13 protein-coding genes are annotated in these 17,319 nt (G+C 46.9%); 9 read left to right on the top strand and 4 right to left on the bottom strand.

Features of this window, described 5'->3' with window-relative positions; translation table 11 throughout:
- Positions 1–2: 2 nt before the first annotated feature.
- Positions 3–3,077 (top strand): Ig-like domain-containing protein, encoded by a 3,075-nt coding sequence (locus tag BUA34_RS14940; RefSeq protein ID WP_072830984.1) that lies wholly within the window; start codon positions 3–5, stop codon positions 3,075–3,077.
- Between the two features lie 261 nt (positions 3,078–3,338).
- On the opposite strand, the gene BUA34_RS14935 is transcribed toward BUA34_RS14940, so the two are convergent.
- Positions 3,339–4,520 (bottom strand): acetate/propionate family kinase, encoded by a 1,182-nt coding sequence (locus tag BUA34_RS14935; RefSeq protein WP_072830982.1) that lies wholly within the window; start codon positions 4,518–4,520, stop codon positions 3,339–3,341.
- A 119-nt stretch (positions 4,521–4,639) separates the two neighbouring features.
- Here BUA34_RS14935 and BUA34_RS14930 point away from each other — a divergent pair, with 119 nt between their 5' ends.
- From BUA34_RS14930 to BUA34_RS14915, 4 genes are all read left to right on the top strand, one after another.
- Positions 4,640–5,185, top strand: coding sequence for a phosphatase PAP2 family protein (locus BUA34_RS14930; protein WP_072830980.1), 546 nt, complete (start codon positions 4,640–4,642; stop codon positions 5,183–5,185).
- Positions 5,186–5,341: 156 nt separating this feature from the next.
- Positions 5,342–6,019 carry a histidine phosphatase family protein gene (locus BUA34_RS14925; protein ID WP_072830978.1) on the top strand — a complete coding sequence of 226 codons (678 nt, stop codon included), beginning with the start codon at positions 5,342–5,344 and terminating at the stop codon, positions 6,017–6,019.
- Between the two features lie 281 nt (positions 6,020–6,300).
- The gene (locus tag BUA34_RS14920; protein WP_072830976.1) at positions 6,301–8,028 is read left to right on the top strand and encodes an FISUMP domain-containing protein; all 1,728 of its coding nucleotides are present in this window, start codon (positions 6,301–6,303) and stop codon (positions 8,026–8,028) included.
- 102 nt (positions 8,029–8,130) lie between these two features.
- Positions 8,131–9,120, top strand: coding sequence for an SIR2 family protein (locus BUA34_RS14915; RefSeq protein ID WP_072830974.1), 990 nt, complete (start codon positions 8,131–8,133; stop codon positions 9,118–9,120).
- Between the two features lie 45 nt (positions 9,121–9,165).
- Here the strand turns inward: BUA34_RS14915 and BUA34_RS14910 are convergent, their stop codons facing one another.
- The 3 genes from BUA34_RS14910 to BUA34_RS14900 form a co-directional block, all read right to left on the bottom strand.
- On the bottom strand, positions 9,166–10,116 hold the full coding sequence (locus BUA34_RS14910; protein ID WP_072830972.1) for an alginate O-acetyltransferase AlgX-related protein: 951 nt from the start codon (positions 10,114–10,116) through the stop codon (positions 9,166–9,168).
- A gap of 157 nt (positions 10,117–10,273) precedes the next feature.
- Complete coding sequence (gene folD / locus BUA34_RS14905) at positions 10,274–11,113, bottom strand: bifunctional methylenetetrahydrofolate dehydrogenase/methenyltetrahydrofolate cyclohydrolase FolD (RefSeq protein ID WP_072830970.1); 840 nt, start codon at positions 11,111–11,113, stop codon at positions 10,274–10,276.
- A gap of 182 nt (positions 11,114–11,295) precedes the next feature.
- The gene (locus tag BUA34_RS14900) at positions 11,296–11,550 is read right to left on the bottom strand and encodes a hypothetical protein (protein WP_072830968.1); all 255 of its coding nucleotides are present in this window, start codon (positions 11,548–11,550) and stop codon (positions 11,296–11,298) included.
- Positions 11,551–11,723: 173 nt separating this feature from the next.
- On the opposite strand from BUA34_RS14900, the gene BUA34_RS14895 reads away from it, so the two are divergent.
- The 4 genes from BUA34_RS14895 to BUA34_RS15975 all read left to right on the top strand — a co-directional run bounded on the left by BUA34_RS14895 (position 11,724) and on the right by BUA34_RS15975 (position 17,229).
- Positions 11,724–12,536: an FKBP-type peptidyl-prolyl cis-trans isomerase gene (locus BUA34_RS14895; protein ID WP_083579814.1), complete on the top strand. Its 813-nt coding sequence runs from the start codon at positions 11,724–11,726 to the stop codon at positions 12,534–12,536.
- A gap of 72 nt (positions 12,537–12,608) precedes the next feature.
- Entirely contained in the window at positions 12,609–13,964 is a 1,356-nt protein-coding gene (argA, locus tag BUA34_RS14890; RefSeq protein WP_072830966.1) for an amino-acid N-acetyltransferase, read from the top strand.
- 134 nt (positions 13,965–14,098) lie between these two features.
- Positions 14,099–17,053: a carbohydrate-binding domain-containing protein gene (locus BUA34_RS14885; protein ID WP_139255963.1), complete on the top strand. Its 2,955-nt coding sequence runs from the start codon at positions 14,099–14,101 to the stop codon at positions 17,051–17,053.
- Between the two features lie 23 nt (positions 17,054–17,076).
- Positions 17,077–17,229 carry a hypothetical protein gene (locus BUA34_RS15975; protein ID WP_175545468.1) on the top strand — a complete coding sequence of 51 codons (153 nt, stop codon included), beginning with the start codon at positions 17,077–17,079 and terminating at the stop codon, positions 17,227–17,229.
- Positions 17,230–17,319 lie beyond the last annotated feature (90 nt).

Raw genomic sequence — 17,319 nt, 5'->3', positions numbered from 1 at the left:
AAATGAAATCGCTATCTTTGTCTTTGGTGATGGCGTTGGCTGGCGTCACGATGGGTCACGCCGCAACGGTTTGGAGTTTTGATAAGCCGACGGGCAATGACGTGCAGCCCGAAAAAAACTGGTTCAGCTTTGCTCAGGGTGGTTCAACTACGGGCAAGCTGGTTGATACCCAGGAGGGTTATAAGCAGTTTACTGTGGCATTGGACCTGAACTCTAGTGAATATAGCACTGGTGGCTTCGGATTCGTGTGGAAATCTGCGAATAACCAGGATGCTCCGATAGATCTCTCTGCTTATTCCGGTCTTTGCATCACGTATAAGGCCGATCGTCCGTTCCGTGTAGACCTGAAGCAGACCTCCGTGACGGACTATAACTTCTATGGCATTATTCTTCCGGCACAAGAAAATTTTGTGTCGAAGTACGTTGATTTCCAGAGTTTTGCCCAGGAAGGTGGCTGGGGTACTGAAGTTGCCCTGGATTTGACCCAGCAGACTGCTATCCAGGTGAACTACAAGGAAGGCATTGCAAAGAATCTTGAAGAAAGCGATGCCGAAAGAAACAAGAATACTATTACTTTTTCTGCCGTTTCCCTTGGTGAATGCGAGACCGTTGTTGAAGAGTCGGACCTCAAACTCCTCGAGCCGTATGACAAGGTCCAGACCGTGACCATGAAGGAATCCGATTCCTTGAAAATTCCTCTTTCGAAGATTTTTGCTGCGAAGGAAGGGGCTGAAGTAACGATTGCGACCTCTTTGACCGTTGCCAATATTTTGACGAAGGTCAAGCCCGAGGGTGCTCCGACTTTGAGTGACGATCTCGTCTATGTCTCGAGGAACCTTGATAAGGATACCTCTTTGACGCTTACCGTTTTGGCTTTGAGCGGAACGGAATCTGTAAAGACCCAGTTTAATATTACGATTACCGATGAAGGTGAAGGTCCTGTCGGCCCGACCTGTCCTGGTGACCCGGAATGCCCGGATGATCCTCCTCCAGAGAACCACCCGACGGTTGTGCTTGATCCGTACAATGTCGAAGCTACTATCGTTGGCATGAAAGAAGCCGATACGATGAAAATTGCGCTTGGCGATCTTTTCGCTGACGAAGATAATGACAAGCTCACCTTTGTTGTGGAATTTTCCGCTGACTTGATGAAAGTCTTGACGCCGTACGACAAGGCCACCTTGAAGGATACTGTTAAGATTATTCCTTTTGGTGTTAAGAAGGACACGACTTTTGTTGTTTCTGTCTTTGCGACGGATGGAAAATCGGACTTGGTCCAGGTCAACTATGTTGTGACTGTCGAAGATTCTAACACCCCGCCTGTTGCCGCAGATACTTCGTACACGGTTACGGAAGGTGAATCCTTAATTGTTCCGATTGTCCGCGGCCTTGCTGTGATTGGCTTTGATGCGGATGGCGATGACTTCCTCGTAGTACCTATAGATTCGACCAAGCATGGTAAGTTGACTGAATTCTCTCAGCTTGGCTCGTTCGTCTATACGCCGGATAGCTCTTTCCGTGGCGATGACACGTTGACCTACGTTCTTGTGGAAACTGCAAACCACGATATGATTAGTAACAAGGCTACTGTGGTTATCCATGTGGAAGCAATTAATGCAAAACCGACGGTCACGGTTGCTGATAGCACGTTCCTCAAGGATACTTTGGCACTTGACATGGAATTCGATGAAGATACCGTGTCTCAAATCAAGATTTCGACCAAGGCTTTGGTCTTTAGCGATCGCGAAGTGACTGAAGGTACGCAGAAGTTCACTTACAAGGCTGTCGGAACGAAAATTGTTGCAACCGTTGATAGCGTGAATGCAAGCAATTACTTCATTTCTTTGAAGCCGGTGGCCAAGGCTAGTGGTATGGCTTCTATCTTCTTGTACGCATCTGATGGAAAGGATTCCGTGGGCGTAACTCTTTATGTAAAGCTCGTCTCCCCGAAGGATGTCGCTCAGGCAGAGAAGGACGAATACACCACGTTTAACGACAGCACTCTTACCGTAGATGCTAAGAAGGGCGTTCTTGCTAACGATACGTATCCGGAAGGTGTAACGAAGGGCATGGAAGCTGAACTTGCTCAGAAGCCTGCTCATGGTACGCTTACCCTCAACAAGGACGGTAGCTTTACTTACAAGCCGGCTGAGGGCTTCGAAGGCGTTGATTACTTTGGTTATTACGCCGTTATCAATGGCACTAAGTCCAAGGCTGGGGTTGCAACGATTGTGGTCGAAAAGCGCAACCAGCTCCCGACGGTTGTCGTGAAGCCAGAAACGCTCGATACGACTGTCACGGAAGATTTCCCGTCTTCGAGAGCTTTGAAGTACACGAAGTCTGTGGTTGCTTCTTGGTTCAAGGATCCGGAAGGCGATTCGTTGACATATTCCGCAAAGAGCAAGGATGGAAAGCTCAAGGTCGAAATTACGGACAAGGGTATTCTTGAAGTCAACTCTGCTCCGGATTCTACAGGCAAGGCTTATGTGGTCGTGACTGCAACCGATAAGAAGTCTGGATCCAAGAGCTTTGAATTCTGCGTGAATATTACTCCGGTGAACGACAAGCCTGTACTTTTGCATGGTGATACAGCATTTGTGCATGGCACAAACTGGAGCGTCAAGTGGAATCTTGATTCGCTTGTCAAGGATGTTGATGGTGACAAGCTTACCTTCTCGCCGAACGAAACGAGCGCCTTGGCAAAGTACATGACCATTTCTATGAAGGGTTCTGAGCTGACAGTGACTGCAGTCAAGGATCTCGCATTCAAGGAAGGTAACAAGTACGCTATCGGCGTTAAGGTTTCTGACCCGAGCGGCATGAACGTTACGATTCCTTTGTATGTTATCGTTGATGAAAAGCGCGCAGGCATGAAGCCGCAGCTTGCTCAGCCGAAGAACACTTGGCAGAACGCCGTGATGGCAAAGCGTGGAAGCGTGGCTATCATGGATATGAAGGGCCGTGTGGTCTGGAAGGCCAAGCTCCCGGTGAACCCGGCTGATGTGAAGAGTGCATCTGCTCAGGTTCAGGGTCGCAAGATCCTCCGCGTGAACAATCAGACCTGGACGATTAAGTAAGGCGCTGCATGCGTCATCCTGAGCGGTCATGGACCGCGAAGGATCTAGTAGATGTTTAAAATGTCACCCCGGACTTGTTTCGGGGTCGACTTTTTTATAAAGAAAGGCTCCGCAATGCGGAGCCTTTCTTTTATATAAAAAAGTGACTGGGTGGGGCAAGCCCCAACCTCTAAGGCTCGGTTATATCCATGCAAGCATGGCTGCAACGCTCGCCTTTTAAGGTTGTCTTCCGCCTATAAGGCATCAGGATGACGCGAAGTGTTACTTCACCAATGCTTCGGTGTCGAGAGCGATGAGCAATTCTTCGTTTGTTGCAACGACGATTGCCTTCGGCGTGCCATCCTTCGTGATGAGGTGGTTGGATTCCTTGCCGCTCTTGAGGTTGCGTTCTTCATCGACTTGGTAGCCGAGGAGCTTCAAGTTGTCCAAAGCTTGCTTGCGGACGTAGAAGCTGTTTTCGCCAATGCCGCCCGTGAACACGATGGCGTCGATGCGCGGGAGAGCCATGGCGATGCCGCCGATTTCGCGAGTGAGGCGGTAGCAGAACACATCGAGAGCGATTTGAGCCTGCTTGTTGCCTTCGCTTGCAGCCTGCGTGAGTGTACGCATGTCGTTCGAAAGGCCGGAGAGACCGAGCAAACCGGATTCCTTGTTCACGAGGTGGTCGAGCTTGTCGATGGTGCCGTATTCTTCACCATACTTCTTTGCGATGTAGAAGAGAATTGCCGGGTCGAGGCTGCCGGAGCGGGTGCCCATGATAAGGCCTTCGAGCGGTGTAAAGCCCATCGTAGTGTCGACGCACTGGCCATTCAAAATAGCGGAGCAGCTGGAACCGTTGCCGAGGTGAGCCGTGATAAGGCAGGTTTCTTCGGGCTTGGTGCCGAGAACCTTGCAAGCTTCGGCAGTTACAAAGCGGTGGCTTGTGCCGTGAGCGCCGTAACGGCGGATGCCGTCCTTTTCGTAGAACTTGTACGGAATACCGTAGAGGTAAGCCTTTTGCGGCATGGTTTGGTGGAATGCCGTGTCGAACACGGCGACCTGCGGAAGACCCGGGAAGAACTTGGTGGCGCATTCCATGCCCGTTGCGTGTGCCGGTTCGTGGAGCGGGGCAAAGAGCGTGATGCTGCGGATGTAGTCGATGACTTCCTGAGAGACCTTTTCGCTCTTGATGTACTTGCCGCCATGCACGACGCGGTGGCCGATGGCTTCAATTGTAGAAGTGAGTTTTTGGGCGTCGAGGAACTTCTTGACCTGATCAACGGCTTCGGCATGCGTGGGGCAGTCGAAGTTGAAGTCAATCTTGCCTTCGGGGCCCTTGGCCTTGGTGTGACCGTTGACGCCGATATTTTCGACGAGGCCGCTTGCGATGGATTCCTTGGTCTGGGTGTCGATGACAGCGAATTTCACAGAAGAGCTGCCGCAGTTAAGAACGAGTACGCGCATTTTAGTAGTCAGTGGTTAGTGGTTAATGTTTAGTAGGCTGTAAAACCTAATACCTGTTTTGTTTAAATAATAGGAATTTCCAAGGGAGGGTGCATTGGGAAAATTCTAAATTCACGTTGATGCTTAATAAAATTAAAGATTTTGATAACCGCGTTTCGGTTTACTGGACCAATCGCCATTTTTCGCGCAAAGTGAACGGCTGGCTCCGTTTTTATGTGCGTTTGGGCGATGGCTACATTTGGGCCTTGTTCATCGCATTTTTGATTTGGATGATTGGGGTCGATGGATTTTTGCCGATTCTTTGGCAGGCTCTTGTGTCGCTGGCGATGAGCCTTTTGATTTACGAAGGCGTCAAGCTTAGCACCAAGCGTCCGCGCCCGTTTGCTGCAAATTCGCAAATCAAGGCCGAAGTCCCGCCGCTTGACAAGTACAGTTTCCCGTCGGGCCATACGATGAACAACTTGGCGGTTGCAAGTACTGTGTTCTTTTGCGTGCCGCAGTACGGGTGGATCATGATGCTTTTGCCGCTCACGTGGGGTCTTTTGCGCGTGTACTTTGGCGTTCATTGGTTCTCGGACATTGTCTGTGGATTCTTGCTTGGCATTTTGAGTTTTGTGCTTGGACATGCATTGTGGATTCCGATTTCTGCAGCTATTGGCGCTTGATTTGTCATTCCCGCCTCCGAGCGGGACATCCTTCAAGGTGAGTGTCGCGACAGGCTGCTTGCAGACTGTCATGACCGAGCCGCTGAGGATGGGGCGAAAGCCCAATCACCTTTATAAACTATTGACCATTGACTAATGGCTACTGACTAATACCTAATGACTAACGACTTTGTACAAATTTCCGATTTCTTTGCCCAGGTTGACTGGGATTCTAAAATTTATTTGCTCTTGCGCCATGCCGAACGCAACCACATCACGCCTGACGATAAGGACTTTGGTGCGCATGTAGGGCTTACGGATTGTGGGCGTCGCCAGGCGGTAGCGCTTGGGAAAGTGATTCCTGCGATTGGCGATGCGGTGTACTTTTCGAGCCCGGTCGGGCGTTGCGTGGAAACGGCGAAGTGCATTGGCGAGGGCCGCAAGCTTGCGGGTTTTGGAGTTTGCTCGGGCGCCTCAGTTAATGTCACTCCGCTTAATGAACTTGGAGATTTCTTTGTCCGTGATGTGCCTGCATATGAGCAAACTTTGAGAGAAGGGTTTTACGAAGGTATTTGTGAATGGCTAGACTCGGGCGAACATGATGCGTTCTATCCGCTCCATGAACGTGCGGAACAGATGCGCGAAATGATGTTTGCAAAAGCCGATACACGCTTCAACATCTTCGTGACACACGATGCCTGGATTGTGCCGTGCCTCTCGCATTTCTGCAATTTCAAGTTCCAACCGAAATGTTGGATGAACTTCTTGACGGGCCTTGCTTTTGAGGTCCCTGAAAAGGGTAACGTTAAAGTAACTCCTGTAACCGCAATGGAAACGGGCTGGTTGAAGTTCTAAAATATTTTAGATAAAGTTTGTAAAATTAATACAACATTTGCAATATGTGCAGGTGTTTAATTACTTTATGCAAAAAAATGACCGAATCATCTTTATGAGAGGTAGGTTCGTTCCGATAACGGTTCTACTCCGGAGGTTGGTGTTATTTTTTTTGATTTGCTTTGTTTTGTTATATTATGCTTATATTTTAAATAATTATCCTACCATTGCTCCTAGTCTCTTGCAATTATTGATGTCGGCAGATGAAGTGGTATGATTAATTAATATAAAGGAATTGTAGCATGAATAAAGTAACTAAGAAAAAAGCCATTGCGGTTGTTGGAGTGATGGCTCTTTTGTGTTCCTGCGGTGATGAAATTACTGAAATTACGAATACGGGCATGTCTTCTGTGGTGGCTTACGAAGACCTCGCAAAATGCGAAGACAAGAACGAAGGTGAACTTGTGTTTGTAAAAGATTCCAGTGCGGTTTATCTGTGTTCCGACAAGAAGTGGAACGATATAAACGGCAATGATGGTAAGAATGGAAAAGAAGGTGCCAATGGTTCCGATGGCAAAGATGGAAAAAATGGTACCAATGGTTCTAATGGCAAGGATGGAACATCGTGCACTGTCGAACCTCTGAAAGATGGTTCGGGATACAATGTGTTATGTGGTGACAAGGTTGTTGGCAAATTGCTGAACGGTGAAAAAGGCGACAATGGCAAAAATGGTAATGATGGCAAAAGTTGCACCGTGAAAGAGAACGATAAAAAGAACGGCTACGACCTTGTTTGCGGTGATGATACTGTTACGATTACGAACGGGAAAGATGGCGAAAGCATCACTGGACCGAAGGGTGAAAACTGCACGGGCGCGGTGCTTGAAAACGGCAATATTCAGATAAATTGCGGCAACAAGACAATTGGTGAACTTAAGAACGGAACAGACGGAAAGTCTGCTTTTGAACTTGCACAGGAAAAGGATGAGACTATTACCGATATTGACGAGTGGCTTGCCTCGCTGAAGGGCGAACCTGGCGAGGGATGTACTGCCAAGGAAATCGAGGGTGGTGTTGAAATTACGTGCGATGGAAAAACTGTCACAGTTAAAAATGGTAAGGATGGGCAATCTTCCATGGCTGTTTGCGGTAAAGAGTCTTATGACCCAGAAACTCATTTTTGTTACAATAACGAACTCTATTTATTGTGTAATGGCAAAGTTTATAACCCGGAAAAAGAATTATGCCATAATAAATTAATTTATGGCTCTTGCGGTGAACTGTACTTTGATCCTTCCAAGCAGTATTGTTATAGTCAAGAAATCTATGATCTTGAAGAATGCGGTAAAAATACGTATAAACCCAAGATGCAACTTTGCGATGAGCGAGAGGGTGGCGTCGTTTATAATATCGTTACTATTGAGCCAAAGGGAACTACTTATTCCAAGACATGGATGGCAGAAAATTTGAACTACAAGGTGGAAAATAGTTATTGTTATAAAAGTAAAACTGAAAATGAAGCTCCCGAAGATTGCAAGGATAAGGGACGTCTTTACAGTTGGGCTGCCGCTGTGAATAAAGCGGAAGACGAATGTGGTTTGGGTCATTCATGTGAATTGGAGAAAGATTTAAATGGCAATATCAAGGGGATTTGTCCTGATGGTTGGCATTTGCCAAGTAAGGGGGAATGGGACGATTTGGTTAAAGCTTTGAGTGACGTTAGTAGTTCTGTAGGAAACTTGTTGAAATCACGGACCGGCTGGGATGATTATGGTGATGATAGTGATGGTAATGGTTTTGACAGCTATGGATTTGCGGGTTATCCTGTTGGATACGGTGTCCTATATAAGACGGATACAGGTGAAGAAATTCGTTTTGATTATGAAGGACTCTATGTAGATTTTGTTTCATCTACTCAAGGGAGTAAAGACGCTTTGTATGGTCTGTATTTAGGGAATACGTATACAGACGCAAAAACTACATGGATTTCAAAAGAAAATTATTGCTCAATCCGCTGCGTTAAGGACTAGGTAATATTCTATAAATGCAAAGAACGGACTGGAAAAATCCAGCCCGTTTTTCTTTTTCTTGCAATAGAGTGCTTTTTCGTCTAAAAATTATACATTAACGGTATGATGCAGTCGAATTGTTATCGCCGTATTTTTGTACTTGGTTCTGGATTCAGCAAGTCTTTCTCGCCGCAGATGCCCACGCTCCGCGACTTGAATGAACTTATCCCTTTCGGTATTCCTGATGATTTTCCGCATTTTCGCGATTACTGCAAGCGCTTTGTGGAGCTCTGCAACGGCGATAGCGATTACTTGGGCATTGAACCTTTAGCGACATCAATTCTTTCGGCGCAGATTTTCCCGGGCGAGCGTGAACGACTTTATCATGCGTCGCTGCGTTTTGAACTGTTGCGTTTTATTGCAAGCGTTATCCGTAGCGACAATGCGCTTGATGAATCGGCTGCTGCGATTCTCAAAAATTTTTTAGTGTCGTGCGAAAATGATTCGACTTCGGGCTCTCGCGAAACGCTTTTGCTTTCGTTCAATTACGACACGCTGATTGAAACCGCAATTGCAAACGACAAAGAACTTTGCGAACAAGTTTCCGTCGATTATGGCGTAAAAATTGACCCTGCCGACCGCTCGGCAAAGCGCGGCAAGAAAACCCGGACGATTGACCTTATCAAATTGCATGGTTCGCTCAACTGGTTCCCCGTCAAGGGCGCAAGCGACGAACTCGACTTGAAAAATGTCTGCGAAGTCGAACCGCAAGACCGCAGTTTTCCCATCTATTGCGAAGACACTCCCATCTTCATTCCGATGGCGCACGCCAAGGAATCGTTCTTGCGCGGGAGTCTTTTCAACTTGCTATGGTCCAAGGCTGATTACTACCTGAAAAATGCCGAAGAAATTTATTTTATCGGTTACGGTTTCCCGAAGACGGACATCAACAATCTGGAATTCCTGTTGCGCCACCGCGACCGTTTTAAAAAAGCGGTTGTGCTTGATAGCGTCGATCGCCATGACTTGCAACGCTTGCAGAAATTGCTAGGCGAAGACCTTGTCGAATCGTGTGATGCGAAGAAATTCTTGGAAGAATTTATATGTAAGTAGAAATGTTTTGGCTTCTATAGTTTTCGGCTTTAGAGCCTGTTTAAATTAAAATTCCGGCGCTTTGAAATGCCCGTAGAGTTCGCGGCCGTCGAATACCCAGACGACGGCTTTTTTGCCTTCTAGAAAGCTAGACTTGCCTTTGAACATTTGCGGTCCGATATTGCCTCCACCGACTTTGCTGATGGTGAACGTTTCGACGCTTGTCGCTGCTGCGATGTATGCACCGATGTGGGCTCCGTAAGATTTTCCTTGCCCGACATTGCTATCGCCGATGATGACGATGGGTGCTTTTTTGGAACCGCGATACTTGTAGCCATCGGTGCCTAGAACTTTTTGTTCTTTTATTTTGTATTCAATTTCTTCGCCGTGGAGCAAGTCGTAGAGATTCCCGGTGCCATCGACGATGGTATCGCGTAGTGGGTAGCGCTTACGGTTCATACCGTAGAGGAGAGGCGCGATGGAATCGGCGGCCATTTTTGCGAGTACGAACCTTGCATGACCTGTGCAGTGGCTTTCGTACGGCTCAAACATGGGCGTTTCATTGCTTTGTTCTTTGTGGAGTTCTTTAATCTTGTCGAGCGCGTCGATGACGGTGACGTTATGCTTGCGGAGTTTCTCGACCCATTTTTCATATTGCGGGAGCTTGATTCCTTTTTTCGCCTTGTCGGAATATTGCTCGGGGACGGCTAAGAGCTTGTCTGGAACGGGGACGATAATCAGCTTGATGCCACGCGCTTCGAGAGAGTCCTTGAAGGCGATGATTTGCGGCGTGTTGTCGTTCCAGCGCTTGGTGGCGTTCAGCAGGCTTTCTTGCAAAAAAAGCCAGCCGTCCTTGCCCTCGATTGCGCATGCGACTTCTTCGGTGGTGCTGCCGCATTTCTTCATGTCGCGCACCATTTGCTTTTGCAGCTCGGAGGCGGCGATCGCTTGTGCTGGCCACAAAGTGCATAAAGCGAAAAGCGCCACGAGGGCGCCTTTCATTAAATCGCTGATCATCCAGAAATAACTAGATCCTGCTCCTTCGAACCTAACTCTACTAAGGCAACAAGTTGCCAAGTATCGTATATCGGCTTCGTGCCTTGCGGCACTTCGCTCAGGATGACACGGTATGAACATTTGATTCTTTGGCACTTCGATCAGAATAACTTTGCCGTTACTTAATGAGAGATTCTCCGGATTCCACGCTCTGGTAGATGAGGGTGTTGATGGTCATGGGGCCGACACCGCCCGGCACCGGAGTGTATGCGGATGCGACTTCTTCGAGACCCTTCTCGATATCGCCGACGCCACCCGGATGGTAACCAGCGTCCACGACGACTGCACCCGGCTTGATCCAGGACTTCTTGATGAATTCCGGCTTGCCGACAGCGCCGACTAGGATGTCTGCCTGCTTCACGAATTCCGGAAGGTTTTCGGTCTTGCTGTGGCAAATGGTCACGGTGCAGTTCGCGTTGAGGAGCATCATGGCCATCGGCTTTCCGAGGATGGCGCTACGGCCAACGACTACAGCGTGCTTGCCAGAAAGCGGAATGTTGTAAGCCTTGAGGAGTCTCATGATGCCGGCCGGCGTTGCGCAACCGTAAGCTTTTTCACCCATGGACATGCGGCCAAAGCCGAGGCAGGTCACGCCGTCCACGTCCTTGCGAGCATCGATAGCTTCGAACGCGGCGCGTTCATCGATGTGGCGCGGAACCGGGTGCTGCAAGAGGATGCCGTGCACGTTCGGGTTTTCGTTGAGTTCCTGAATCTTGTTGAGGAGTTCCTGCGTTGTGGTGTTCTTGTCCATCACTACGCGGATGCTTTCCATGCCCACGCGAGCGCAGGCGTTGCCTTTCATCTTGACGTAAGTGGCACTAGCCGGATCGTCGCCCACGAGAATCGTTGCAAGAATCGGGGTCTTGCCGGTTTTTTCCTTGAGGGCTGCCACGCGGGCGCTGAGTTCTTCTTCAGTAGTCTTGGCAAGAGCCTTGCCATCGAGAATGAGTGCTGCCATAAAATCTCCGTTTTTCCCAAATTTAAAAAAAATAGGCTAACCGCCAAAGGTGTTTTTTCTTTAAAAAAGGAGATGCCTGCTCGGTGGCAGGCATGACAAATAAAAAGAGGCGTTATTCTTAAAAAAGCAAAGCCCGCTTGGTAGCGGGCGTGACATGAAAAATTAATCTTAGCTGATTTTAATTAAAACTTGTTTCCGAAGAAAGATGGAATGATAATTCCGACGATAATTGCCCAAGGGTAGGAGAGCGAACCTTTAAGCCAACCGGTCGAGTAGACGGGCTCGGACTCTTTGAAGATTTGCGGATTCTTTTCGCTGAGAGCGGTAGATTCCGCTACAACTTCCACCAATGAATCTTTGACACTGTCAATAGATTCATCGAACAGCTTTTTTTGAGCTGCTGCAGAATCAATATAACACTGAAAGCTGTTTTTCATTGTAAAATTTCCTTTGAACAGGAATATAGCAAAAATGTAAGTAATTTTAAAGGGGTAGTGTGTGTTTTTCTTTACAATTATGTTGAAATATCTGTTTTAATCACATTTCCTGGTGTTTTTTTCGCATAAAAAAGTATTTTTAAAGGGCAAAATTTAGGATTGGATCCGTTTTTATGAAAATTTTTCGTTATGTGCCCGTAATTTTTGTGGGGGGATGCCTTATTGCTTGTGGTGGTAGCAAACCTGCTACTGCTGTTAATCCGAGCACTGTTCCTGCCCTAGAAGTCAATGCAGCTCCCGTTGTACCCGATTTGACCCCTGTACCGGAACCTGTACAGACCCAGGAACAGAAAGTTTTCTTGGATAATGCTGTCGATCGTTATAGCTACGCGCTTGGTGTGGATTTCGGTAGGGCACTTTCGAATATCAACGTGCCTATAAAGTTTGAAGTTCTTGTAGATGCCATGCGGGATGTCCTTGATTCCAGCCGTGAAGTTCTCATGACGGATTCGCAGTCCGAAGCTGCACTTCAGGATTTGCTTTCGCAGATGCAAATGCAGAAGGATATTGACGAAGCTGCTGCTTCACGGAAGGCGCTTAGCGATCAGGCGGCGTTCCTTGCGAAAAATATCCAGGATCCGCGAGTCTGGGTCACAAAAAAAGGCGTGCAATATGTAATCCTTAAGGAAGGAACAGGCAATAAGCCTAGAGCAACCGACAAGGTGAAGGTTCATTACGTTGGTACTTTGCTTAACGGAACGGAGTTTGACAATAGCGTCAAGCGTGGCGCTCCGCTGGAATTTGCTGTTTCTGCCGTCATCGAAGGTTGGCAGGATTTGCTTTTGGAAATGAAGGTCGGCGAAAAGGTAAAGGCCTGGATTCCGAGCTCGCTTGCCTATGGCGAGGCCGGTGCTCCGCCTTCAATTCCGCCTAACTCGCTTTTGGTGTTCGAGGTTGAACTCCTGCAGATTGTAACATCTCGATAAAAATTGCCAAATTTTTGCTCAAATAGCGAAGGACTTGAAGTCCTTCGTTTTTTTGTTGCTACTTTTTAGGCTATGAGTACAGCGTCTGATTTTTATTCTCAACACTTCGAAGTTGCCGGATTCATCCGGGAAGTGTTTGGCTACATGGATAGGTTCAAGGGTCAGCTTTTCGTCTTGAAAATTGACGATAGCCTGATGGACCATCCGATGTTCCCCGTGCTGATGCGCGATATTGCCCTTTTGCATAAGGCGGGCATTCGCATTATCATTGTGCCGGGTACGCGAAATAGCATCGACGCACAGCTTAAGGCCTGGGACCTTGAAACGAAGTTTCACAATGGTGTCCGCCTGACGAACGAAGAAGCGCTGCCGCTTGTGGAACAGGCGTCTTTGGGCGTTGCGCAAAGAATCATGAGCCACCTTACGGCGAGCGGTCTCAGCGGTATTCAGGGCAACTGGATTCTGGCACGCAGCATGGGCGTGATTAACGGTGTCGATTACATGCGCACCGGTCGTATTGAACGTATCCAGCGCGACCTCTTGGAACAGCTCATGAACGAGAAGTTCGTGCCTATCATTCCGCCGATTGGCTGGAACAAGATTGGGCATGCCTACAATATTTCGAGTACTGAACTTGCAACCGAACTCTGCAAGTATCTTAAAGTTGGGAAACTGTTCTTTATCGGAAGCGAAAGCGGCATTAAGCTCGAAGGCCTTGTGACTGGCAAGAACACGAAGTATCTGGAACCGACCGATAACGGGCTTATATCGGCTATGGATATCGATCAGGCGAAGGAACTTTTGGAACTCAATTCGGATGTGCTTGACTTTGCGCAGATGGATTACTTGATGAATGCCATCCATGCATGCGAAGCGGGTGCGAACCGTGTGCATTTGTTGAGCGGTGAGTTCCAGGGCAGCGTGCTGCAAGAAGTATTCTCTGCTCGCGGTGATGGAACGATGGTGTACGCGAACCAGTATTCTTGCATTCGTCCGGCAACAATTGAAGATATCCCAGATATCTTGCGCATTATGCAGGATTACATTGCAAAGGGTTACCTTGTGCCGCGTACGCAGGATTCTATTTCCGAAAAGCTTGCTGATTACGTTGTGTATAGCATCGATAATAGTATTCATGGTTGCGGAGCTCTCCATGCGTTCGAAAACAACATGGCCGAAGTGGCTGGCATTGCAGTCGGTGCGAACTATCGCAAGTCGGGCATTGGTGAAGCGATTGTGCGTCACCTGATTTCACTTGGCCGCATGAAGGGCTACAAGACTTTGTTCTTGCTCACGACGCAGGCTCTCGATTGGTTCTATCAACTTGGATTTGTTGATGGGACCGTTGAAGAATTGCCACCTTCAAAACGTGACCATTACAATCAAAAACGTAAATCCAGAATATTGATGTTCCCGCTGGACAAGTAAAATATTGTGTATTGCTTTTAAAGGCGTTGCAGTTTTTGCGGCGCCTTTTTTGTTTGTCTATAAGGCATTTGTTATTGATGAAATGATAATTTTATTATAAATTTGCTACAAATTTTTCATAGGAGCTTATTTGTATGAATTTAGCCAGAATGTTTGGCAAGGTGCGTATTCTGTTGACGTTCCTTGTTGCTCTCGTTTGCACTTCGGCGGCATGGGCTGACTACGTGTTTCCGTTCTCTTATATCGACGAGAACGGCGAAACGCAGACTGTCACAGAATACACTATTTTAACCGGTAACGAAACGGAAATTTCCAGCGGATGGTATGTTGTTTATAGTAATATTTCTTATTCGGAAACTTTAAAGGGGTCTGGTGATATCCACATCGTTTTGGACGATGGTAGCGAAATGTGCATTGGCTCAAGTAAGGAGCCTGTGCATGGTTTAGGTATCGTAGGTGGTAACTGGACTATTTATGGGCAAAAATCCCAAAGGGGTAAGATAATTGCCTATACCGATAACTTTGCATCTGCCGTTGCTGTTTCTTCTATGACTATAAATGGTGGGCAATTCTTCTTGAATGCTGTGGGTACTAATGGTGATGGTTTGTATGTTTCTCACGATTTGATCATCAATCGAGGTTATGTCATAACAAATAGTAATGCGGCAGAAGGCATTAAAGCTGGGGGTGATGTCGTTATCAATGGCGGTGATATTTATGCTACTGGTGGAGATTACGGGTTAAGCGCTGAAGGAAATATCGTTATTAATGGAGGCTATGTCCGCGCGACTACAACTAAAAGTGATGGTTTGTTTTCAAAGAAAAGCATAGCTATAAATGGTGGAAAAGTATATGCAACAAATGTTGTTGGTGATGGTGTCTCCGCATCCGAAAACATCTCCCTTGGCTATACCTATGATACGAATCGTATACAGGCTAAAAGTTTCAAGGCAGGGGGTTCTATTGCCATCAAGGATGACCTGTCTTTGAAGGATGAAGACGACAATGTCTATTCCGGTACGCTTACTGATGAACAAATTGAAGCGATTGCCGGCAAGAGTCTTAGACCAGCACTACCTCCTATTCAATATGTTGATGAAAATGGTAACGAACAGTCTATTGTGGATTACGGTATTTTGACTGGTGAAGAAACGAGTCTTGAAAATGGATGGTTTGTTGCGAGAGGTAATCTTACTTATAATAGCACTTTATATATTAGGGATAGTGTACGTCTTATCCTTGCTGATGACGTTACGATAAATGTTGGTACAAGTGAAAATCCGGTAACCGGATACCATGGTATCCATGGCCTTGTTGGTAGACTGACTATTTATGGGCAACGTGAACAGACAGGAGCGCTCAATGTCTATGCTTCGGAATATAGTGCTATTTCGATGACTCGCTGTGATCTTGTTGTAAATGGAGGTTCGGTCAGTGCGACTGCAAATGCTGATAATTATGTGGGCATTTATGCGGACTCCATCAAAATTTCAGGTGGCTCAATTACAGCTCATAGCAATAATGGTGCAGGAATTGAGACTAGTAAGTTTATTATCGATGGAGGCTCTGTCTCAGCTTCGTCGGATAAATTAAATGGCGTTGATGTAGGGGGAATGATTGTTAATGACGGCTCAATTATAGCTTATAGCGATAAAAAAACAGGACTTTCTGCTAGTAAATTAATTCTTAATAGTGGCTCTGTCTCTGCATCATCTAGTAAGTCGTCAAAGTGTGTTGATATATATGAAATGACCATTAATGGCGGTGATGTTACTGCAAATGAAATTTTGGGAACTCGTATGACAGTCAATGACGGTGAGATTACCGCAAGTCGAATTTCAGTAAATAATGTGACAGTCAATGGCGGTGTTGTTTCTGCAACGTATTTGTCTAGTGGTCAGGGGCGGGGTACTCTCATTGTTAATAATGGCTTTGTTACAACGGCTGCTCCTGGTGGAATTGCTTTTAATGATAGTGTCATTATCAATGGCGGTGTTGTTTCTGCAACATGTAATGCCTCTGGTAGCTGTTACGGAATAAGTGCAGCATTGGGAGGTAATATTACTCTTGGCTATACTAAAGATACTGATCGTATTATGGCGGGCAAATATGAGGTATTAACCATAGCAGAGTTAAATGTTGTAGGAAGTGTCAAAATCAAGGATGGTCAGATTCTTACGGATGGTGATGGAAATCTGTACTTTGGAACGCTCACTGACGAACAGATTGATGCTATTGCAGGCAAAACGCTTGCTCCCACGACGCATCCTCTTATCGTGTCCGTCGATGGAGAAGATCACAAGCATGCATATTTTGAAGGTGATTTCATAGGCTCAGAACCAGTCAATATCACCGAGGATACCTATGTTGATGCCATTGATTTCGTGCGCACGTTCACGGCTGGGGCTTATGCGACGATTGTGTTCCCGTTCGATGTGAATACGGATCAACTTGGAGGCGTGCAAAAAGTTAGCCGTTGTGATGGATTTGTTCTGCAAGACAATGGACGCTGGGCTCTTCGTATAAAACGCCTTTGGACGGATGAGTCTACAACTCCTATAGAACTCAGCGCAAATACGCCGTACATGGTCATGATGAAGGATGAAACTCTCGTTGTTAAGGGTGGCGTAACGCTCAGAAAGTCTAAAGAGCCCGTCTCTGCGGTGGGGAATACAAGTTGGGAGTTCCGTGGAACCCTTGCTTACCAAAAATGGGAAGAAGGTAACGGTGACCTCGGACATGTCTATGGCTTTGCGGGTCAGGCTATGTCGGGTATCAAGGTTGGCGAATTTGTCAAGGTTGGTGCAGATGCCTATATTAGCCCGCTTCGTGCCTATCTCTACAAGGCTCCTGAAGCAAGTACGGTCAAGTCCAATTATGCTGGCGCAAAGGCAACGTCATCGATAGGGCTCCCTGACGAAATCGATATTATTGAAGATGAAGGTGACGGCGATGAAAAAACGACTGTTATCGGGCGTATCAATACGCGTACGGGCGAGTTGAAGACCTTGCAGACTTATGACCTGAAGGGCCGCAGGGTAAACGGCGTGCGCAAGGCTCGTGGCGCCTACTATGGTAAAAGGAAATAATTACAACTTTTGGAATGAATATTATGAATAACAAAACTGAACAGAAAAAAGAATATGTCAAGCCGGTGATGGAAATAATTGGGTTTGCTCGCGAATGTGCCTTGCTTCAGGGTTCGGATAATCCGCCAGTGGAACCTGATACGGACCAAGCTTCTTTTGATGCTCTAGAATACTAGAATTAAAATAATCCCCGTCTTTCGACATTTCATCCGGCCATTAGGCCGGATTATCTTTTTTATATACTCTGTTCTAAATAGAGTTTGTAT

This window comes from Fibrobacter sp. UWB12, assembly GCF_900142485.1.
In the GTDB taxonomy this organism is placed as follows: domain Bacteria; phylum Fibrobacterota; class Fibrobacteria; order Fibrobacterales; family Fibrobacteraceae; genus Fibrobacter.
This window is presented reverse-complemented; position numbering and strand designations above follow the sequence as displayed.